The sequence below is a fragment of the Bryocella elongata genome (assembly GCF_900108185.1).
Taxonomy (GTDB): Bacteria; Acidobacteriota; Terriglobia; order Terriglobales; family Acidobacteriaceae; genus Granulicella; species Granulicella elongata.
This window is the reverse complement of sequence record NZ_FNVA01000001.1, coordinates 194,421-207,919: the sequence shown is the minus strand read 5'-3', so window position 1 is coordinate 207,919 and position 13,499 is coordinate 194,421. Positions and strand designations below refer to the sequence as shown.

Annotated in this window: 9 protein-coding genes; 4 read left to right on the top strand and 5 right to left on the bottom strand. The window is 62.6% G+C overall.

Annotated features, from left to right (window positions below):
• Positions 1–2: 2 nt before the first annotated feature.
• From C4S68_RS00890 to C4S68_RS00880, 3 genes are all read right to left on the bottom strand, one after another.
• The gene (locus C4S68_RS00890) at positions 3–1,313 is read right to left on the bottom strand and encodes a TIGR04053 family radical SAM/SPASM domain-containing protein (RefSeq protein ID WP_103931155.1); all 1,311 of its coding nucleotides are present in this window, start codon (positions 1,311–1,313) and stop codon (positions 3–5) included.
• Between the two features lie 270 nt (positions 1,314–1,583).
• Positions 1,584–3,278: an FAD-dependent oxidoreductase gene (locus tag C4S68_RS00885; RefSeq protein ID WP_103931154.1), complete on the bottom strand. Its 1,695-nt coding sequence runs from the start codon at positions 3,276–3,278 to the stop codon at positions 1,584–1,586.
• A 119-nt stretch (positions 3,279–3,397) separates the two neighbouring features.
• Positions 3,398–4,240, bottom strand: a complete 843-nt coding sequence (locus C4S68_RS00880) for a DUF5694 domain-containing protein (protein ID WP_146071965.1) — start codon at positions 4,238–4,240, stop codon at positions 3,398–3,400.
• Positions 4,241–4,443: 203 nt separating this feature from the next.
• Here C4S68_RS00880 and C4S68_RS00875 point away from each other — a divergent pair, with 203 nt between their 5' ends.
• The 4 genes from C4S68_RS00875 (at position 4,444) to C4S68_RS00860 (ending at position 8,912) form a co-directional block, all read left to right on the top strand.
• Positions 4,444–5,877, top strand: coding sequence for a glutamine synthetase family protein (locus C4S68_RS00875; protein ID WP_103931152.1), 1,434 nt, complete (start codon positions 4,444–4,446; stop codon positions 5,875–5,877).
• Between the two features lie 318 nt (positions 5,878–6,195).
• Positions 6,196–6,783 carry a PEP-CTERM sorting domain-containing protein gene (locus tag C4S68_RS00870; protein WP_103931151.1) on the top strand — a complete coding sequence of 196 codons (588 nt, stop codon included), beginning with the start codon at positions 6,196–6,198 and terminating at the stop codon, positions 6,781–6,783.
• A gap of 201 nt (positions 6,784–6,984) precedes the next feature.
• A complete protein-coding gene (gene mdh / locus C4S68_RS00865) occupies positions 6,985–7,917 on the top strand; it encodes a malate dehydrogenase (protein WP_103931150.1) in 933 nt (310 codons plus the stop codon).
• A 155-nt stretch (positions 7,918–8,072) separates the two neighbouring features.
• The gene (locus C4S68_RS00860; protein ID WP_103931149.1) at positions 8,073–8,912 is read left to right on the top strand and encodes a transporter; all 840 of its coding nucleotides are present in this window, start codon (positions 8,073–8,075) and stop codon (positions 8,910–8,912) included.
• Between the two features lie 212 nt (positions 8,913–9,124).
• Here the strand turns inward: C4S68_RS00860 and C4S68_RS00855 are convergent, their stop codons facing one another.
• Together C4S68_RS00855 and C4S68_RS00850 are read right to left on the bottom strand one after the other, a co-directional pair.
• On the bottom strand, positions 9,125–10,231 hold the full coding sequence (locus tag C4S68_RS00855) for a mannonate dehydratase (protein ID WP_103931148.1): 1,107 nt from the start codon (positions 10,229–10,231) through the stop codon (positions 9,125–9,127).
• Between the two features lie 131 nt (positions 10,232–10,362).
• The gene (locus C4S68_RS00850; protein ID WP_235011264.1) at positions 10,363–13,389 is read right to left on the bottom strand and encodes a M14 family zinc carboxypeptidase; all 3,027 of its coding nucleotides are present in this window, start codon (positions 13,387–13,389) and stop codon (positions 10,363–10,365) included.
• Positions 13,390–13,499: the final 110 nt, after the last annotated feature.

The window sequence follows — 13,499 nt, the reverse complement described above, 5'->3', positions numbered from 1 at the left end:
ACTTACACTCCCGTCAGTTGAACAAGCTCTCCCCGAAGGCTGGCCCGCGTGTTGCTCGCGGCCTCGGCCGCCTCCGCAATGATGCGACGCGCTGCGTCGGCCTCTGACAGAGAAGCCAGCGCCATCGCAATCGTCTCCTCCGCAAGCGGGTGAGCATCCTCCGACACCGGGTGCCAGTTCTTCGGCTCATAGATGCAGCAGGGTTCCTGCGCCAGCACATCGCCGGTCACCGCGAAGGCACGCGCCCGCGAACCGCCGCACACCTGCTTGTACTCGCAGACGCCGCACTTGCCGTCCAGCAGCGCGGTATCGCGCAGCACCTTGAACACCGGCGACTCCTGGTAGATCTCAGCCAGCGAGCGCTCGCGGATGTTGCCCGCCTGTAGCGGAAGGAAGCCCGAGGGATAGACCTCACCGGTATGCGAGACGAAGACAAAGCCCTTGCCGTCGTTGATGCGGCGCGTCGCCCAGCTGTGCGTGCCCGCATACATCGGTCCGCCACGCTCACGCAGAGCATCGCCATGAGAGTCGGCCTCGCGGGCCGCGCCCATGTCGTCCACTTCCCCCTCGGCCGCACGCCGGCGCTCGGTCTGCTTCTGCAGCAGGAAGCGGCGATAGTGCATGCCCTCGGTGGTCTTGATCTGGTACGGCACGCGCGTCGAAAGCTCGTAGATCTTCTCGAAGACCTTCTCGAAGTCCTCGCCGTCCAGTAGGTCCGCCGTCTTCCCGCGGCCCATCGGAACCAGCATGAACACATTCCACATCGCGATCTTCCAATCCGTCAGCAGCTTCGCGATGTTGTCGAGATCGTGGATATTGTGACGGCTCACCGTCGTGTGCACCTGAATGGGAAGGCCTGCATCGTTGGCGTACTGCACGGCCAGACGTGTGCGCTCGAAGGTGCCCTCCACGCCGCGGAAGACATCATGAATCTCAGGGCACGATCCGTCGAGTGAGACCGAAAGCCTCACCACACCGGCCTCCTTGGCCTTGAAGATGGCATCGCGCGTCAGCAGCGGGGTCGCGCTGGGAGCCAGCGCCGTGTGCACGCCCTTGCCGTTGGCATAGCGCACCAGGTCGAAGATGTCGGCACGCTTCAGCGGATCGCCGCCCGTCAGCACGAAGATGGGCACGTGCAACTCCGAGATCTGGTCGATGAGATTCATGCCCTCCGCCGTCGTCAGCTGCTGCGGATGCGGAATGGGCTGCGCCTGCGCGCGGCAGTGCTTGCAGGCCAGATCGCAGGCCTGCGTCGCTTCCCAGATCACCAGGAAGGGTTGCTTGTCGAAGTCGAGTCCGTCGAGTGGGTTCATGGCATCACCAGAACACCACCCCCCGCGGCCAACGGCGGTGACAGCTATCACCCGCCGGAGATGCCACAGTCACCTGATACGACACATTCTGCGGAGATTGCCCCATCTAGAGATGTGTCATTTCGACCGCAGCGGGACAGTTCCATCGTCCCGCGTAGTGGAGAAACCTGCTTCTTTACCGGCATAGGCAAACAGCAGATCCCTCTACCTCGCTCGAGACGACACATCTCAGCGCTTTCGTAGATCCTTAGCTCACCAAATGGCTGCAGCCTAGCTGGCCTTCAATCGCGCGTGATCGTCCAGCGCCAGGTACTGGTGCACGAACGCGATCGCCATGCTGCCCTCGCCCACGCCGCTCGATACCCGCTTGATCGACTCATGCCGCACGTCGCCCGCGCAGAAGAAACCCGGCATGTTCGTCTCCAGCATGTACGGCGTGCGGCGCCGATTGTCCCATCCCGGCAGGTCGACCACGTCGCGCCCGGTGCAGATGTAACCTCGCTCATCGCGCTCGATGCCCTTCGGCAGCCAGCTCGTATTGGCGTCCGCGCCGATCATCACGAACAGCGCATCGGCCTTGCGTGTGTACGGCGCTTCATCCTTCGTCTGCGTCGTCAGCGACTCGAGATGCCCGTCACCCGTCGCTTCCACCACCACCGTGTTCGTCTCGATACTGACGTTGCACTTCTTCGCCAGCTGATCGACCAGGTACTGCGACATCGTGAACTCCACCTTGGGCCCGCGCACCAGCATCGTGACGCTGCGCGCATAGTTCGTGAAGTACATCGCCGCCTGCCCTGCCGAGTTGCCCCCACCCACGATGAAGACATCCTTGCCAATGACCGTCTGCGACTCCGTCCGCGCGGCCCCGTAGAGGACACCGCGGCCAATCAGGTCTTCGACGCCCGGAGCCTCCAGCCGGCGCCAGTCCACACCCGTCGCCAGGATCACCGTGCGCGTCTGCACCCGATCGCCGCCATCCAGCTCCACGCAGTATCCATGGCCGCCGTGGTCGATGGTCATCGCCTCGATGTTCACCACGGTGCGCGTCAGCACCATCTCAGCGCCGAAGCGCGTCGCCTGCCGCAGCGCCTTCTCACTCAGCTCATCGCCGGAGACACCATTGGGGAATCCCAGGTAGTTCTCGATGCGGGTCGACGTCCCAGCCTGTCCACCGGCAGCGTTGCGCTCCACCAGCAGCACGCACAGACCTTCGGAAGCCCCATACACCGCGGCCGCAAGGCCAGCAGGTCCACCGCCCACGATCACCACATCGTACATCGGCTTCGTCGGATGCGTCCGAATCCCCAGTGCCTGAGCGACCTTCCGTACCGTCGGCGGTTGCGGGACCCAGAAGGCATGGTCGACCACCACGGCCGGACCATCGACGTCCTTCGGCATGCAGGAAGGGATGCGGTCTGCCTCGTTATCCCGGTCCAGCCATTCATACGGAATCCGGTTCATCGCCAAGAAGGTCCGGATATCGCGGCAGTCAGTGTCATACTGCGAGCCGACCACCAGCACACGTGCCGACGGTGTCTCCATCGCGTATTGCTGCACCCGCAACAGGCGGCTGTTCATCGCCTGCATGATGACCGCCGAACACTTCTCCGAGTCCTGGATCAACTCCTGGAACTGCTGGCGATCAAACCGCGCCACGCGGCACCAGGTTGCGGCCTGCAGAGACGCAAGAGACGCTGAGCCGAGCAGAATCGGAACCTCGCCAAAGAAATCACCCGCCGCGTACTTGACCTCGTCAATGAACTTGTCCCGCCCCATCACCTCTTTGTAGAGCTTCATCCTGCCTTCGAGCAGGACGAAGAAATGGGCCGTCTCTCCCTCGCGGATCAGGTATTCGTCGGGTCGCACATAAATGTCCGCGGCCTTGGTCGCCAGCCTGTCGCGCTCAGCAGCGTCGAGACACTCAAAGACCTTACAGATGCGCAGCTCTTCCCCGGTAATCATGCTTCTATTCTCCCACTATCCTGGATCAACCTCTATAGATGAGCTGGCGCTGCAGAACGACTCGATGGGACTGCAAAACACTCCCACCAGCGTGCCTTGCACCCGGCGCCGCAACACGTTCAGCGAGGCAGAAAGCCGTTTGGTTCCACCAGTTCGAATCCCGGCGTCTCCGCCACACACTGTCTCAGCAGAAAGGCGTGCCCCGCGCCATAGAACACCACCACCCTGTCCCCGGGCTTCGTGTGTTGGATGAGGTTCGAGCAGATCAGGAAGTTCCGGTGATACCACGCGGTCAACAGCTCCGCCCCGGGCTGATCCGTCCCGCTGCCAACCCGCAGCATCTCCCGGTAGAAGGCATTGTCGTCACGCAGCAACACAGGATCGTTAAGGAAGCGCAGAGTCGCGCCCACTCCCTGCCCGGAGAGGATCTTCGCCTGCCGATCCACCTTCGCCTGGATCGCCGCATTGGCCCTCGCCAGGACATCCGCCTGGCCATGCGTCTCCGCAAACTTCTGCACCGCCTCGTACGGGAACTCCCCATCCGCGTCGATTCCCTCGACACGCTGCAGTCCAGCCGACTTGGCCAGCCGAAAACCCAGCTGCACCACCTCGTTGCGGCTCGGCGGCAGCGTCCCTGCAAGAAACTGCGAGTATCTTTCGTCTGCCTGCTTCTCCGGCCACTCCGCCATCACCACCGTCGGGCGAAACCGCGACATCCCTGCATTCACCTGCTCAATCTGCTTCTGCATCGGCGCCGACAGCACGTCATCGACCTTGAGGTTATGCAGGTCATGCCCTGGATTGGACATGTGAAATACGCCCACCACCATCACCCGCACCGCTGGTTGCTGAGGCTCCGCAGGCTTCTGCGCAAGAGCTGCGTGAGCGCAGACACACGCTACCGACAGCCCCATCCAATTCATGATCGCCGCATATCGCATATCCCCGATACGAGCGGACACGCCCTTCCGGTTCCCTGGCTTTCAAACCCCAAACCCGCCTGCCTGACGGGTTTCTGATATTTTTGAATCGAATGGCCGGGGCCGATCGGGCCTTGTTTCGAGTGAATCGACCCGCCTTCCGCACTCAATGTTCGTGGCGCACCGGCCGTGCGCCACGCTACACTTTTCTTCAACCTCTCATCTCTTTTTCTTGAAGGAGCACCATGCCCAGCGATTACCGCGACTTTCTGGAGTTGTCGTACGAGGAGCTCGAAGAGCTCAACCTGCAGGCCAAGGAACAGCGCAAGAAGCGCGTTGATCCCGAGACGATTCAGGAAGAGCGCGTGAAGTGGCTGACAGACACCAAGGGCATCAAGGCCGTGACGGTGTTGTTCTCGGATCTCGAGGGCCGTCTCCACATGCTCGATTACGACAAGAAGTTCCTGCTCAAGAGCTACGACAACCTGACCTTCGACGGCAGCTCGATCCGCGGCTTTACCGCCCAGCGCGAGTCCGATCTCCGGCTCGCCCTCGATTGGGCCGCCTTCTACTACGCCCCCGCCGACGTCTTCGGCTCCGGCAAGGTCCTCGTCTTCGGTGAGGTCATCGACAAGAACGGCTCCCACTACGTCGGCGATCTCCGCGGCGTGCTCAAGGCCTTCTGCAAGGAGCAGTACGAGAAGAACGGCTACACCCTCAACGCCGCCAACGAGATCGAAGGCTTCCTCTTCGAGGGCCTCGACGCCGAGCGCAACTTCCCCCTCACCGGCAAGTTCGAGTACACCAACCAGGGCGGCTACTACCACTCCCTGCCTGGCGACCCGCTCCGCGAGTTCATCGACCTCTCCGCCGAAGTGCAGCGCGCGATGGGCTTCGAGAACGAGAAGGATCACCCCGAAGTCGCTCCCTCGCAGTTCGAGATCAACTACACCTACGGCGACGCCGTCGCCGCGGCCGACCAGATCCAGCTCTACAAGCTGATCTGCCGCCAGGTCGCCAACCAGATGGGCATGACCGCCAGCTTCCTCCCCAAGCCGGTCGTCGGCGTCAACGGTTCGGGCATGCACACCAACGTGTCCATCACCAACAAGGCCGGCAAGAACCTCTTCTGGGATCCCAAGGGCGAAGAGAAGATCTCCAAGATGGCGTGGACGTTCGTGGACAAGATCCTCACCCACGGCAATGACATCTGCCTGCTGCTCAACGCTTCGGTGAACGCCTATCGCCGCCTGGATCCTCACTTCGAGGCCCCGAACCAGATCAAGGCCTCGGCCACCGATCGTGGCTCGATGGTTCGTATCCCCATCGGCAACGAGAAGTCGGCCCGTGTCGAGGTCCGTTCGGTCGGGCCGGACGCCAACCCCTACGCCGTCCTCTACACCGTCTTCAAGACCGGCCTCACCGGCAACGTCGCGAAGATCAAGAACCTCCGCCAGGCCGAGCGTTACCTGCCTGACAACATCTACACCGCCATCGAGGACTTCAAATCGGCCGAATGGACCACCGAGCTCCTGGGGGAGGACGTCAAGGCCCGCTACGCCGAGCTGAAGCAGGCTTCGGCCGACCGCTGCCCCCGTCTGCTCGGCACGGTCGTCAAGGCCTCCGAGGTCCAGTTCCACCACGAGGTCTACAACCAGCTCCTCTGGGGCCAGTTCTAGTGACCTCTGCCCACCGCAGCACAGAAACCCCGGCCACCCGGCCGGGGTTTTGCCTTCTTACGCGACACCACGTCCGGATCCGGACTCGATTCCCACAAGTTATCCACTCGTTTCCAGTCACCTGAATTTCGCCATCTATTCCCCGTCCATACACATCAATTCCCCCCTCTGCCGACTCCGGTACCACCTTTCGGTAATCTCCAAACCGACACAAAAGATGGCTATGTAGAAAAAGCTGGAAAACCGTCGAAAGTTATTGACACGCCCACGGTTATGACGGCATGCTTAGGCATTCGCAATACCCCCTGAGGTGCTTCCATGAAGTCTGCCTTCACTCGTAATGCCGCGGCAATTTTCACGCTCGTGGCTGCGCTATTCTTCTTGGCGGTCCCCTCCGCCAAGGCTACTCCCACCAATCCTGCTCCGTACGGAACGTTCACCTATGGCGGCTACGGTACGATCGCGAGCAACACGTTCACGTACAACGCCGGCTCGCCCACCTTCGACACGTCCTACAACACCACGCGTGGAACCTATGGGTCCGCGACGCTTACCCTTCTCTCGCCGATCAACCTCGGCACGATCAGCACTCCCGAAGAGCTGTTCACGATGGTTCTCGGTGGCACGACCCTGACGTTCTACCTCACCGAGGTTGATTCGTACACGGCCGCGACCGTCAGCACCAAGGGCTCGTTCACCGGTCTTGGCTACTTCACCGACTCCGACTACCCTGGCGTGGACTACTACGGCGCGTTCAGCCTCACCAACTCCGGTGTAGGCGCTGGCGACCAGAACTTCTCCGCGCAGCTCACCGTTGGCACGCCTGAGCCCAGCGCTCTGGTGCTCCTCGGCACCGGCCTGCTGGCAATGGCCCTCGTGGCTGGCCGGAAGTTCCGCGTAGCGTAACTTCGGACCTGTTTCATCCAAGACCCCGTGCTTCGGCGCGGGGTTTTTGCTTTCTCTGCTTGTCTCATGACCAGATCACCCACGACCCTTTCAGAACGACGCACGCCGACGTTCGCTAATCGCCACGGCAAAGCGAACGCCGCATCCCGGGGACTATCATCGTAGGGTCGCAATGACGCAGTTTTTCTTCGTGGAGACAACATGCAGCGGAAGAAGGTAACGGTAGTCGGCGCCGGGAACGTAGGCGCGACGGCAGCACATTGGATCGCAGCCAAGGAACTGGCAGACGTCGTTCTGATCGACGTGATCGAAGGCGTTCCCCAGGGCAAGGCCCTCGACCTGGCTCAGGCCATGCCGATCGAAAAGCGTGACGTCACCCTGGTTGGCACCAACGACTACGCCGACACAGCAAACTCGGACATCGTCGTCATCACCGCGGGCATCGCACGCAAGCCCGGCATGAGCCGCGACGACCTGCTTAACACCAACTTCAAGATCATGAGCGACGTCGCGGAGAAGGCCCTCGCCGCCTCGCCCAACGCCATCTTCATCATCGTCTCCAACCCGCTCGACGCGATGGCGCAGACGGCCTTCAAGAAGCTCGGCATCCCCCGCGAACGCGTCATCGGCATGGCCGGCGTGCTCGACTCCGCCCGCTTCCGCACCTTCATCGCGCAGGAGCTCGAAGTCTCCGTCGAGAACGTCACCGCCTTCGTCCTCGGCGGCCACGGCGACACCATGGTGCCGCTCTCCCGCTACTCCACCGTCGCTGGCATTCCCATCACCGAGCTCATCGAGCCCGCCCGCCTCAAGGAGCTTGAGGACCGCACCGCCAACGGCGGCGCCGAGATCGTCAAGCACCTCAAGACCGGCTCCGCCTACTACGCTCCCTCCGCTGCTGCGGTCGAGATGGTCGAAGCCATCCTCAAGGACAAGAAGAAGATCCTTCCCTGCGCCGCCTACCTCCAGGGCGAGTACGGCATCTCCGGCCTCTACGTCGGCGTGCCCTGCAAGCTCGGCGCCAAGGGCCTCGAGAAGATCATCGAGATCAAGCTCACCGCCGACGAGCAGGCAGCGCTCAACAAGTCCGCTGCCGCAGTGCAGGAGCTCTGCAACGTCATCGGCGTCGCGTAACGACTGTCACAACCCGCTCTGCACGAGGCCCGCTCATCGAGCGGGCCTCGTGCGTTTACGCATTCGATGGGCCGCTATTTCGTATGAACACAACGTCATGATGAACGAGGCCGCGCATGATGCCGTTGTAACCGTCCGGTGACAACATGTTTCGGATGAGCTCCATTCTGGCCCGGCTGCTTTGCCTCGTCGGCACCCTTCTCGCCTGCTCCCAAGCGCACGCCCAGGCCGGCCCGCCCTACCAGACCGACGATCCCGACCCCGTCGACTACCACCACTTCGAGATGTACGCCTTCTCCCTGTCCGACAGCTCGCAGCACGCCGGCACGACCCTGCTGGCGCCCAGCTACGAGATGAACTTCGGCATCGCACCGCGCACGCAGTTCCACTTCGTCCTGCCCTTCGTGAACGCCTTCAACCCCGACGGCACCGTCACCCACGGCGTCGGCGACATCGAGCTTGGCGTGAAGCTAAAGCTTCTCCCTGAATCGAAGCTCATCCCCGAAACCGGCATCTTCCCCTTCGTCGAGCTGCCCACCGGCGACGCCTCCCGCGGACTCGGCGTAGGCAAGACCTGGTACCGCGTCCCCGTCTGGTTCAAGAAAGGCTTCCAGGACGACAAGTGGACCGAGTACCTCGGCGGCGGCGAAGCCATCGTCCCCCAGACCGGCTATTACAACTACCCCTTCGCCGGCTTCCTCAGCCAGCACAAATTCACGGAGAAGCTGGTTCTCGGCGTCGAGCTCTTCGGCCACGGAGCCGAAGGCCGGCCCGACGTCGCAGGCGATCGCGCCATCCTCGCCGACTTCGGTGGCTACTACGCCTTCGGAGACCACTTCCAGCTGCTCTTCGCGGGCGGCCACAGCGTCGTCTGGGCGCCCGAGACCTACACCTACCTCGCAGCCTACTGGACGTGGCCCAAGGCCAAAGAAGACGACAAGAGCGGCAAAGAAGAGGCCAGCGGCGAAAACCTCTTCCGCGCCTTCACGCACTAAGCCAGCGCCTGGGCCTTTTCGACATATACAACCTGATAGTGTGTCATTTCGACCGGAGCAGGACGGCTTTATCGTCCTGCGAAGTGGAGAAACCTGCAGCTAGGTACCAGCACAGAAGGTCTGCAGGTCCCACGCCGTCGCTCGGGATGACACCTCTTACTGATAACAAAAGCAAAGCGCCGCACCTTTACGTCGATACAACCGCGGCGCGGTCAAGCCTCCAGCGACTGGATCAGGCCCCGGATGTATCCGTACGAGAACGCGAAGGACTGCAGCCCGCCTGGATCGCTCGCCGCCTGCGGCACATGGTCCGGCATCAGCAGGTAGGGATACCGGACCTCCTGGTAAACCCGAATCGCCTTCACCATGTCCACATCGCCTTCGTCGGGATACACCTCGACAAAGTCGTTGCGGTGTCCTCGAATATTGCGGAAGTGCACATTGAAGATCTTCCCCCGCGACCCGAAGTAGCGGATCACGTCGTAGATCTCGCGCCCCGGATCCGCCAGCATCTCCGACACCGTGCCCTGGCAGAAGTTCAGCCCATGGTAGGGGCTCTCACGGATGGTGATGAACCGCTTGAGCCCATCCACCGTGCCCAGCACGCGGTCCACTCCCTGGTAGCCCTCCGGCGGCACACCGGGGTCCTGCGGATGGCACGCAAGCCGTACCTTGTACTCGTTCGCCACCGGCACCACCCGGTCGAGAAAGTACGTAATGCGCTCCCAGAACATATCCGCATCCACGCGGCCCGCAATCGTCAGCGGAGTCTCCGGGTGCGCCGCCGCGAGCTTCCACTGGCTGTAGGTGCTGTCGCCCCGCCCCGGAACACGCCCGACGCGCAGTACACCGAGAAGGCTCATGTTGTACTTGATCGCTGGCAGGCCAGTTTGCGCGCAGTTGCGGATCAGCTTCTGAAAGTCCTCGATATCCCGATCGCGTTCCGGGCTCCGCGCCAGCATGATCGCCGGATGCCTCTCCTTGTCGACGTAGCTCGACGTAAGGATCGGCGGCCCCACGCAGTCGATGGCGATGCCGTTGCTCGCAGCCAGGCCCTTCATCCGCGTCAGCTCTTCGACCGTCGCATAGACGCGCCCATCGGCGACCTCCGGGTAGCCGCAGATGTTGCGAACCCCGTACCGCGCCAGGAACTTCAGGTGCGAATCCGTAGTCGGCTCACTCTGGCAGCCGAGCTTCATGGTGGCCGGGCCAGTGGCGCTGCGCGGCACGGACGCAGCACCTGGCTCGGCTGGCGCGGCTGAAGAGCCCAGCGCCAGCGTGGCCATGCTGCTGGATGTAAGAAATTTGCGGCGATTCATCGGCTACCTTCGACCCTTGAGTTGCCGAAGTGTACGTGTCCCACGCGAGCACTCACAAGTGCAACCGCCTGCTCGCGGAATCGCAAGAGCCGGGAGCCGCCGCATCGCTGAGCCCGGCTCCCGCCCTCCTGCTACTGCTGCTGCGAGTCCCCCGCTGTAGCAGCACCACCACGCCCACCCGTCGCAACGGCCTTGCCTGCGTCCAGGTGGTCCCAGTTGATGATCGTGTTGAAGCCCAGCGCGAAGGTGCCCTGCGTCTGCCAGCGCCAGAACGGCCGGATCGCAAACATCACGACGTGCCCCTCGCCCAGCGGCTGATCCACGATCATTGCCCGGCCACTCAGCGCCGTGCCGCCTGCCAGCTCGCCCGAAAGCAGGATGTCGTTCGGGTTCGTTGGGAAGCTCAGCACCACGCGCGGCGAAGGCTCAGCAGGCCCTTCGGCGCCGCGACCACCTCCAGCACCTCCGCCTGCGCCAGCACGGCCACCAGCGCCCCGCCGCACCGCAGCCCGTGCCGCTGCACCGTCAGCCTCCAGCGTCGGCAGCCCCTTGGCCTCCGGCTCATCGTTGGCATCGGGGTTATACGGCGACAACGCAATCGGCGAAGCGTTCGGCGTAATGTCCACACCCACGCCCGGCACGGTGCGCGCTCCACCGAAGCCCCCGCCGCCGAAGCCGCGTCCACCACCCGAAGCCGCAGCCAGCACAGGCTCCTGGCTGAAGTACACCGGAAGCTGCGTGCCGTTGTAGCCATACATCACAGGGCTCTGCGCGTCACTGATCATGCCGCGCATCAACGCACCCTTCGCGTACAAGTTCGTGGGATGCTCTACGGTGACCAGCGACGTGATGCCATAGTCCGGCAGAATCGTCGAGGTCGAGCCTTCGGTGATGAGCGTCCCTCCCTCATCCACGAACTTCACCAGCTCCGCCACGCCCTCGATCCCCATACCGCCGCGTATGTCATCCGTAGAGTCCTCCGCGCCCAGGTTCGGCGTGATGTCGCTCTTCTTGTACGGCACCGCATCGCCGCCCGGCAGCTTCGGAATCCCATTCACCTGCGACACCGACGTGCCGCCGATCGACGGCAGCAGGATCACGTCATACTTCTCGCGCAGATGCCCCTCACGCAGCTTCTGGTCCGCAAAGTAGGTGTACGGAATGCCGTAGTGATCCAGCGCCGCACGCACCCAGCCTTCGTCCTGCGTGCGCGCCCACGAGTGCACATACCCGATACGAGGCACCGTCAGCGGATGCGTCTTCACCGTCAAGCCCGACGTGAGATACGCCGTCAAGCCCAACGAGTCGATCGACCTCTTCACCTCGGCGTTGCTCGCATCATGGATGACGAACGCGCCCGCCCGCAGCTTGTGTCCATCGACCGTGAAGTCCTGCTCCGCGGCCTCCATCTTCACCGTCGGGTTCTTGAACCGGAAGGTCGCCAGCACGTTGTCCGTGTTGTTCTCGACCACCAGCGTGTCACCCGTTCCTGCGATCACACCCGGCGCGACAACATCCGCCATGATCGGCTTCGTCGGCCCCGCCAGCACAGCTTTATCCGCAATCGCACGCACCGTCACGTTGCGCATCAGCGGCATCGTCCAGCCCGTGTCGTCGTATGGGATGGGGTTGGTGATCGGATAGTTCTGCAGACTGAAGTACAGGTCCACCAGCGTGCGATACGGCTGGTCCGCGCGGATGATGTAATCGCCCGCAGCCACCTTCACATCGCCATAGGTCGCATCGGCCGGCGCAACCTCGATCTCCACGCCCTGGTGGCGAAGATCATTCACCATCTCCACCGTGTTCACGCGATGCTTCTGCGCCGCAGGAATCACCCAGCCAAACGTCGGGCCATCCTTGCCCTTCTCCACGCTGCGCTTGCTCTTCATCCAGTAGTTCTCGAGATACAGCTGCTTCTCGGTCGCCACCTTGTTCAGCGCGATCAGGATCGCCGACTCCTGGATGTCCGTATTCGCACGCGGCCCCCACTTGATCGAAGCCAGCGGAGGATTCGGCCGATACCACTCGCGGCTCGTCGCCGTCGCAGGCAGTTGCAGGTTGGGCTGGTTATCCGGCCCATACGACTGCACCTCGTAGAAGCGCCCAAACGAGTTATGCGATTCTGCAATCCAGAACAGATAGTTCGGCACCCAGCCATCGTAGTAGCCATACGTGAAGACGCCCGGCACACCGCGCTTGGCCATCTCCATCACTTCCGTCTCGGCCAGCATCCACCACTCGTCAATCGCAATCGGGTCCAGCGAAGGGTTATACGGCCCCGTGCCCGTCGACACATACAGGTACGACTGCGCCTCATGCAGATCGTGCAGGATCGTCGGGTGCCACTCCAGCATGCCCGCCGTAATGTTCTGTGTCAGGTGCAGCAGCTGGCCCATGCCATCGCGGTTGTTGTCATGCGCCACGTACTTGCCCCAGTACATCAGCGGAGGCTTCGTCTTGCCCGTCTTCTTGCCGTAGTAGTACGTGTCCACCTGCTTGTCACGGCCATCCGGCTCGACCACCGGCGTGATGAAGATGATCGCGTTATCGCGAATGTTCTTGATCGTCGGCGACTCTTCCACCAGCAGCCGGTACGCCAGCTCCACCAGCATCTGCGGGCCACCGGTCTCGGGCGAATGAATACCCGACGTGATCCAGTAGATCGGCTTCGACGTGTGAATGATCTTCTGCGCCTGCTCCTCGGTCGTCTTGCGCGGATCGCCCAGCGCCGCGAGGTCAGCCTTGTACTTGTCGAGGTTCTTCATCGACTCTTCGCTGCCGATCGCGAGCACGACCATGTCGCGCCCCTCCTCGGTCTTCAGCGGAAACTTCCAGAACTTCGCCCGCGGCGAGTCCTTCGCCAGCTCCTGGTAGTAGCGATAGATGTCTTCGGCGTAATACAGCTCGCCCGGCTGCCCCGGCATCGAGCCCAGGAACTTCAGCGGCGTGGGAATCGTCGACGACGCCGGCAGATGATCCACCAGCTCCGTCGAGAACCGCGGATCGGTCAGGTACTCCTTGATCTTCGCGGTGTATTCCGGATCGTCCGGCTGCTTCGCCGCCGGCTTCTGTGCAACAACGATCGTGGCAGAGAAAAGCCCACACAACAGCGCAAGCGCGCCACTACGGCGAACCACAGGCAAGACTTTCAGCATGCAAACAAACTACAGGAATCGTCGTAAAACGCAACTGGATCGGGACGGAATCATGCCCAATGACGCATGCCCGGCTACTACCCGGCGTAGTACAGTCCCCCGCGCGGGAC

Excerpts from the sequence above, each read along its gene's own strand:
- C4S68_RS00890 (WP_103931155.1), bottom strand. The coding sequence starts at position 1,313 with ATGAACCCACTCGACGGACTCGACTTCGACAAGCAACCCTTCCTGGTG.
- C4S68_RS00885 (WP_103931154.1), bottom strand. The coding sequence starts at position 3,278 with ATGATTACCGGGGAAGAGCTGCGCATCTGTAAGGTCTTTGAGTGTCTC.
- C4S68_RS00875 (WP_103931152.1), top strand. The coding sequence starts at position 4,444 with ATGCCCAGCGATTACCGCGACTTTCTGGAGTTGTCGTACGAGGAGCTC.
- C4S68_RS00870 (WP_103931151.1), top strand. The coding sequence starts at position 6,196 with ATGAAGTCTGCCTTCACTCGTAATGCCGCGGCAATTTTCACGCTCGTG.
- mdh (WP_103931150.1), top strand. The coding sequence starts at position 6,985 with ATGCAGCGGAAGAAGGTAACGGTAGTCGGCGCCGGGAACGTAGGCGCG.
- C4S68_RS00860 (WP_103931149.1), top strand. The coding sequence starts at position 8,073 with ATGAGCTCCATTCTGGCCCGGCTGCTTTGCCTCGTCGGCACCCTTCTC.
- C4S68_RS00855 (WP_103931148.1), bottom strand. The coding sequence starts at position 10,231 with ATGAATCGCCGCAAATTTCTTACATCCAGCAGCATGGCCACGCTGGCG.
- C4S68_RS00850 (WP_235011264.1), bottom strand. The coding sequence starts at position 13,389 with ATGCTGAAAGTCTTGCCTGTGGTTCGCCGTAGTGGCGCGCTTGCGCTG.